The sequence below is a fragment of the Streptomyces sp. NPDC014882 genome, assembly GCF_043081325.1.
GTDB lineage: Bacteria > Actinomycetota > Actinomycetes > Streptomycetales > Streptomycetaceae > Streptomyces.
Genome location: NZ_JBIBWL010000002.1, coordinates 772446 through 778606 on the forward strand (window position 1 = coordinate 772446; position 6161 = coordinate 778606).

Genomic DNA, 6161 nt, shown 5'->3' on the forward strand with positions numbered 1-6161 from the left:
TGTGCCCGTTATCGGCCGGACAATCGAAGGCGAGGAGCCGGGACCGCGGCCGATCCGCCGTCGACCGCCCCATGGCACGATGGCTCCCAACCTGCCGCCGCGACCGCGGACGGGCACCGTGAAGGAGCGACGATGAACGACACTCCGGGCTGGGCCTCGCCCGGATCCGCCCCGTCCGACGGACAGGAGCCCGGGACGTCCACGCCTCCCGAGCCCGCCGACCGGCCCGGCGCGGCACAGCCCGCGGACCCGCCGGCCCCGAGCCCCCAGGCCCCCGGCACGCAGTGGTCCCCGCAGCAGCCGCCCCCCGGCCAGTGGTCCGCGCCGACAGGCCCCCACAACCCGGGCCAGGCACCTCCGCCCCCACCCCCCGGCACCGGCTGGGGCACCCGCCCGCCCACCGGCCCCGGTGGTCACGGCGGATACGGCGCTCCCGGCGGCTGGGGCGGCGGCTGGGGCGGTCCCCCGCCCGCGGCCAAGCCGGGCGTCGTCCCGCTGCGCCCGCTCGGCGTGGGAGAAATCCTCGACGGCGCCGTCTCCACCATGCGCACCTACTGGCGCACGGTCCTCGGCATCTCCCTGACCGTCGCCGTCGTCGTGGAGGTCGTCGTCGTCCTCCTGCAGGGCCTGGTCCTGGACGAGTCCACGAGCACGGCCGCGCTCGGCGACCCGAGCACCACGGTCGACGAGCAGCTCGACGCCATGGGCTCCGTCCTGCTCAACTCCGGTGTCGTCCTCCTGGTCAGCCTGGTCGGCACCATCACGGCGACCGCGCTCCTGACCGCCGTCACCAGCCGCGCCGTCCTCGGCAAGCCGGTCACCAGCGGCGAGGCGTGGCGTGACGCCCGCCCCCAACTGCTCAAACTGTTCGGCCTGATCCTCCTGCTGCTGCTGACGGTGACTGCTGTCGCCGTCGTCTGCGTCCTGCCGGGCGCCCTCCTGGGCGGCGCCGCGGGCGACGCCCTCACCGCCCTGGGCAGCATCGGATCGGTCGTCCTCGCGGTGTCGCTGCTGATCCGCTTCTCCCTCGCCTCGCCGGCCCTGATGCTGGAGAAGCAGGGCATCAAGAAGGCCCTGGCCCGGTCCGCGAAGCTCGTCCGCGGCTCCTGGTGGCGGGTCTTCGGCATCCAGGTGCTCTCCCTGATCATCGCGAACCTCGTCGCCATGATCATCGCCGTGCCCTTCGCCCTGCTCGGGGCCGCCCTCAGCCCCGGCGGTCTCGGCGCCTTCACGGACCCCGGCACCGAGCTGGGCTGGACGTACCTCATCGTCAGCGGCATCGGCTCGGTCATCGGCTCCCTCATCACGTTCCCGATCACGGCGGGCGTCGCCGTGCTCCTCTACGTCGACCAGCGCATCCGCCGCGAGGCCCTCGACCTCGACCTGGCCCGCGCCGCCGGCGTCCAGGGCTACGGGACCCCCACCCCCGGCACCACTCCGGGGAGTTGATGCGGTGAGGCTCGCGGGGGGAGTCCTCACAGCGGCACCGGCGGGCCCGCCCGCGGTGGCACCGCCCGGCCCGGCCCACGCGGCCCTGCCGGGCGTCGCCGACCACGCCGGGCACGCGCTGTCGCGGGCCACCGGCGGCCCGCCGCCGTCGTGGGCGCGCTCGGGCGGCGAACCACCGGTGACCGTCCCCCGCGATCCCGCACGCGAGGCGGCCCGCCGCGAACTGTCCAAGCGGCTGTACCACGAGAACGATCCCCACCCCTTCGAACGCGCTCTGAGCACCTTGTGGGACTGGCTCGACGGCCTGTTCGGCGCCGCCTCGACCGCCGCCCCCGGAGGAGTGCTCGGCCTGGTGGTCATCGTCCTGGCCGTCGCCGCCGTGGCGGCCGCGCTGTGGTGGCGCCTCGGCACCCCCGGCCGCCGCCCCGTCTCCACGGCAGTCCTGTTCGACGACGGTCCCCGCAGCGCCGCCGACCACCGTGCGGCCGCCGAGGCGCACGCCGCCCGGGGCCACTGGAACCAGGCCGTCCAGGAACGCATGCGCGCGATCGTCCGGTCCCTGGAGGAACGCGCCCTCCTCGACACCCGCCCCGGCCGCACCGCCGACGAAGCCGCGGCGGAAGCCGGCCGCACCCTTCCCGCCCACACCGGCCGGCTCCGCTCCGCCGCACACGATTTCGACGACGTCACATACGGCGGCCGCACCGCCACCGCGCAGGCGTACGCCCGCATCGCCGACCTCGACCACGACCTGGCCGGCACCAAACCGGACCTCACGCACGACAGCGCGTCCACCGCGGCCCCGCACACCCGCCAGGGCGCCGGATGACCACCGCGGCCACGCCCCCGGCCACCTCGGCCTCGCCCACCGCCCGCCAGATGTGGACGCGCTCGCGCGGCGTCGCCCTCGCCCTCGTGCTCCTCCTGGCCGGCGCAGCGGTCCTCGCCACCCTGCGCTCCGACGCCCGCCACCATGCTCTCGACCCCCGCTCCGGGGACCCCCACGGCAGCCGCGCCGTCGCCGAACTCCTCGCCGACCACGGCGTTTCGACCCGCGTCGTCACCACCGTGGCCGAGGCCCGCACCGCGACGGGCCCCGACACCACCCTCCTGGTCGCCGCCCCCGACCTGCTGACGGAACACCGCCGGCGGGAACTGCGCTCGGCGACAGCCGGCTCCGGCGGCCGCACACTCCTCGTCGCCCCCGGGGCCCGGTCCGTGGAGGCCCTCGCCCCCGGCGTGACCACGGCCCCCGTCACCAGCCGTACCTCCACCCTCGACCCCGACTGCGCGCTGCCCGCCGCACGGCGCGCCGGCAGCGCCGACACCGGCGGCATCCGCTACCTCACCACCCGCCGCGACGCCGACGAGTGCTACCCCAGCAACCGCCTGGCCACCCTGGTCCGTGTCCCGGACACCACCGGCGGCGGCGACACCGTCGTCCTCGGCGCGCCCGACATCCTCCACAACGACCGTCTCGACGAGGAGGGCAACGCCTCCCTCGCCCTCCAACTCCTCGGCTCCCGCCCTCATCTGGTCTGGTACCTCCCCTCGCTCTCCGACACCTCGGCAGCAGACCAGGACGAGGAAAAGAGCTTCTTCGACCTGATCCCCTCCGGCTGGCTCTGGGGCACCCTGCAACTCTTCGTCGCGGCCGTCCTCGCCGCCCTCTGGCGGGCCCGCCGGCTCGGCCCCCTCGTCCCCGAAAAGCTCCCCGTCGCGATCCGCGCCTCCGAGACCGTAGAAGGCCGCGCCCGCCTCTACCGCAGGGCCGACGCGCGCGACCGCGCCGCCACCGCTCTTTGCTCCGCCACCCGCACCCGCCTCGCCCTTCTCGCAGGCGTCCCCGTCACCCAGGCACACACGCCCGAGACCCTCGTCCCCGCCCTGTCCACCCACCTCGACGGCGACCGACGGTCCCTGCACTCCCTCCTCTTCGGCCCGCCGCCCACCGACGACACGGGCCTGATCACCCTCGCCGACCAACTCGACGCCCTCGAAAGAGAGGTACGCCGTCCATGATGGACCCGACCACTGACAACGCCGGGACCACCGGGGATCCGGGCCGTGCCCGCGCCTCCCTGGAAGCCCTGCGCGCCGAGATCGCGAAGGCCGTGGTCGGCCAGGACCCCGCCGTGACCGGCCTCGTCGTCGCCCTCCTGTGCCGCGGACACGTACTCCTCGAGGGGGTCCCCGGAGTGGCCAAGACCCTGCTCGTCCGCGCCCTCGCTTCCGCGCTGGAACTCGACACCAAGCGCGTCCAGTTCACCCCCGACCTCATGCCGAGCGACGTCACCGGCTCCCTCGTCTACGACAGCCGCAGTGCCGAGTTCTCCTTCCAGCCGGGCCCGGTCTTCACCAACCTCCTCCTCGCCGACGAGATCAACCGCACCCCGCCGAAGACGCAGTCCTCCCTGCTCGAGGCCATGGAGGAGCGCCAGGTCACCGTCGACGGCACCGCCCGCCCCCTCCCCGACCCGTTCCTGGTCGCCGCGACCCAGAACCCGGTCGAGTACGAAGGCACCTATCCCCTCCCCGAAGCCCAGCTGGACCGCTTCCTCCTCAAGCTCACCGTGCCGCTGCCCTCCCGCCAGGACGAGATCGACGTCGTCACCCGCCACGCCGAGGGCTTCGACCCACGCGATCTGCGCGCCGCCGGCGTCCGCCCGGTGGCCGGCCCCGCGGACCTCGAAGCCGCCCGCGCCGCGGTCAGCGGCACCACCGTCTCCCCCGAGATCACGGCCTACGTCGTCGACATCTGCCGAGCCACCCGTACGTCGCCCTCCCTCACTCTCGGCGTGTCCCCGCGCGGTGCGACGGCTCTCCTCGCCACCGCCCGCGCCTGGGCCTGGCTGACCGGCCGCGACTACGTCATCCCCGACGACGTCAAAGCCCTCGCCCTCCCCACCCTGCGGCACCGCGTCCAGCTCCGCCCCGAGGCCGAAATGGAAGGCGTCACCGCCGACTCGGTGATCACCGCGATCCTCACCCACGTCCCCGTCCCCCGCTGATGGCGCTCACCGGACGCACCGCCCTCCTGGCGGCCCTGGGCTCCCTCCCCGTCGGCATCTGGGCGCCCGGCTGGACAGGCATCCTCGCCGTCAACGCGCCCCTGGCCATCGCCTGCGCCTGCGACTTCGCCCTCGCCGCCCCCGTACGCCGCCTGCGTCTGACACGCTCCGGCGACACCTCCGTACGCCTCGGCGACACAGCGGATGTCACCCTCACCATCACCAACCCCTCCCGCCGCCTGCTGCGCGCCGACATCCGCGACGCCTGGCCGCCCAGCAGCTGGCAACCCGGCACCGAGATCGCCGCTTCCCGCCACGAGGCCACCGTCCCCGCCGGAGAGCGCCGCCGTGTCACCACACGCCTGAGCCCCACCCGCCGCGGCGACCGTCACGCCGATCGCGTCACCATCCGCTCCTATGGCCCCCTGCGCCTCTTCTCCCGCCAGGGCACACACAGGATCGCCTGGTCCGTACGGGTTCTCCCCGCTTTCACCAGCCGCAAGCACCTGCCCTCGAAACTCGCTCGTCTGCGTGAACTCGACGGCCGCACCAGCGTCCTGACCCGCGGCGAAGGCACGGAGTTCGACAGTTTGCGCGAGTACGTGCCCGGCGACGACACCCGGTCCATCGACTGGCGCGCCACAGCCCGGCAGACCACGGTCGCTGTGCGCACCTGGCGGCCCGAACGCGACCGCCACATTCTCCTGGTCCTCGACACCGGCCGCACCTCCGCCGGCCGAGTGGGCGACGCGCCCCGTCTCGACGCCTCGATGGACGCGGCCCTGCTCCTGGCCTCCTTGGCATCCCGCGCCGGCGACCGCGTCGACCTCCTCGCCTACGACCGCCGCGTACGCGCCGTCGTCCAGGGCCGGGCGGCCGGAGAGACCCTCTCCTCCATCGTGAACGCCATGGCATCCCTCGACGCGGAACTGGTCGAGACAGACGCCCGTGGTCTCACCGCCACAGCACTGCGAACGGCTCCCCGCAGCTCACTGATCGTCCTGCTCACCACGCTCGACACCGCGCCGGTCGAAGAGGGCCTCCTACCGGTCCTCCCGCAGCTCACCCGGCGCCACACCGTCGTGGTGGCCTCGGTGGCAGACCCGCACACCGCCCATATGGCCGCGTCCCGCGGAAGCACCGAAGCGGTCTACGAAGCAGCGGCCGCAGCCCAGGCGCAGTCAGAACGGTCCCGCACCGCAGAACAACTCCGCCGCCACGGCGTCACAGTCGTCGACGCCACCCCGGAAGAACTGGCGCCGGCACTCGCCGATGCCTACCTGGCCCTGAAAGCGGCAGGCCGACTGTAAACAAAAAAGGGCTCCCCTTGAGGAGCCCTCATGCCTGGATACAGGCCGTGAATGCAGAAAACCCCCGTGCCAGTGGCACGGGGGTCTCCCGGAATGATTGTTCGGCGGCGTCCTACTCTCCCACAGGGTCCCCCCTGCAGTACCATCGGCGCTGTGAGGCTTAGCTTCCGGGTTCGGAATGTGACCGGGCGTTTCCCTCACGCTATAACCACCGAAACCCTAATGGTTTCGAGCGAACAAGCACACTTTTTACTTGTTTTAGCTCAAATCCGGCAACGGTCGTTGCCTCAGAACTAACACAGTGGACGCGAGCAACTGAGGACAAGCCCTCGGCCTATTAGTACCAGTCAGCTTCACCCCTTACGAGGCTTCCACATCTGGCCTATCAACC

General features: G+C 73.1%; 5 protein-coding genes and 1 rRNA gene. 5 read left to right on the top strand and 1 reads right to left on the bottom strand.

The genetic code is table 11. The features are described from left to right. Positions 1–132 precede the first annotated feature (132 nt). The 5 genes from ACF09K_RS07950 to ACF09K_RS07970 are packed head-to-tail and all read left to right on the top strand — an operon-like array spanning position 133 to position 5770. Entirely contained in the window at positions 133–1449 is a 1317-nt protein-coding gene (locus tag ACF09K_RS07950) for a hypothetical protein (RefSeq protein WP_392241621.1), read from the top strand. Positions 1450–1453: 4 nt separating this feature from the next. After that, positions 1454–2278, top strand: coding sequence for a DUF4129 domain-containing protein (locus ACF09K_RS07955; RefSeq protein WP_392241622.1), 825 nt, complete (start codon positions 1454–1456; stop codon positions 2276–2278). After that, the gene (locus tag ACF09K_RS07960; RefSeq protein ID WP_392241623.1) at positions 2275–3471 is read left to right on the top strand and encodes a DUF4350 domain-containing protein; all 1197 of its coding nucleotides are present in this window, start codon (positions 2275–2277) and stop codon (positions 3469–3471) included. Before ACF09K_RS07955 ends, ACF09K_RS07960 begins: the two co-directional genes overlap by 4 nt. After that, positions 3471–4460, top strand: coding sequence for an AAA family ATPase (locus ACF09K_RS07965; protein WP_392241654.1), 990 nt, complete (start codon positions 3471–3473; stop codon positions 4458–4460). Before ACF09K_RS07960 ends, ACF09K_RS07965 begins: the two co-directional genes overlap by 1 nt. Next, on the top strand, positions 4460–5770 hold the full coding sequence (locus ACF09K_RS07970) for a DUF58 domain-containing protein (RefSeq protein WP_392241624.1): 1311 nt from the start codon (positions 4460–4462) through the stop codon (positions 5768–5770). The genes ACF09K_RS07965 and ACF09K_RS07970 overlap by 1 nt, the downstream gene beginning before the upstream one ends. 99 nt (positions 5771–5869) lie before the next feature. On the opposite strand, the gene rrf is transcribed toward ACF09K_RS07970, so the two are convergent. Beyond that, positions 5870–5986, bottom strand: a 5S ribosomal RNA gene (rrf, locus tag ACF09K_RS07975). Positions 5987–6161 lie beyond the last annotated feature (175 nt).

Excerpts from the sequence above, each read along its gene's own strand:
- ACF09K_RS07950 (WP_392241621.1), top strand. The coding sequence starts at position 133 with ATGAACGACACTCCGGGCTGGGCCTCGCCCGGATCCGCCCCGTCCGAC.
- ACF09K_RS07960 (WP_392241623.1), top strand. The coding sequence starts at position 2,275 with ATGACCACCGCGGCCACGCCCCCGGCCACCTCGGCCTCGCCCACCGCC.
- ACF09K_RS07965 (WP_392241654.1), top strand. The coding sequence starts at position 3,471 with ATGGACCCGACCACTGACAACGCCGGGACCACCGGGGATCCGGGCCGT.
- ACF09K_RS07970 (WP_392241624.1), top strand. The coding sequence starts at position 4,460 with ATGGCGCTCACCGGACGCACCGCCCTCCTGGCGGCCCTGGGCTCCCTC.